Annotated in this window: 1 protein-coding gene; it reads right to left on the bottom strand. The window is 67.8% G+C overall.

Annotated features, from left to right (window positions below; all coding sequences use genetic code 11):
• Positions 1–432 (bottom strand): autotransporter domain-containing protein (locus VG556_RS22555; RefSeq protein ID WP_423180074.1); only part of this gene is annotated, 432 nt, incomplete at both ends.

The raw sequence follows: 432 nt of genomic DNA, 5'->3' as shown, positions 1-432 counted from the left end.
TTCCAGGCCAGCACCTGCTCACCCACGGCCTGGCTGCTGGCACCAAACACTAGGTCCGGGGCCGCAGCGAAGCCGGTGCTGTAGCGCGCCTGGGTGTCACCCAGTTCCTTCTGCCAGACCACGCGGGCACGCGGGGTGATGCGCTCGCCGTTGTTGCCCTCGAAGGTCTTGAACAGCTGCAGGCCGGCACCCACACGAATGCTCTCCAGGCTGCCGCTGCGGCCGAGCAGCGCACCGGCGCCCTGCCCTTCATTGAAACGGGTGGCCGAGGTCCGTGCGTAGTCCACCACCGGCAGCAGCGGCTGGATCACCAGTCCCTTGCCGGTGGTGAAGGAGAACGCGTGTTCGACTCGCGCCGAGATCGCATCGTTGCTGTATCGGGCGCGCAGCGGCTGTTGCAGGCCATCGATGGCCGAAAGGCTGCGGCGGGTG

It is taken from the genome of Stenotrophomonas sp. CASM106, assembly GCF_049384825.1.
In the GTDB taxonomy this organism is placed as follows: Bacteria; Pseudomonadota; Gammaproteobacteria; order Xanthomonadales; family Xanthomonadaceae; genus Stenotrophomonas; species Stenotrophomonas muris.
The sequence above is the reverse complement of the archived record's forward strand: the minus strand, read 5'-3'. Positions and strand labels throughout refer to the sequence as shown.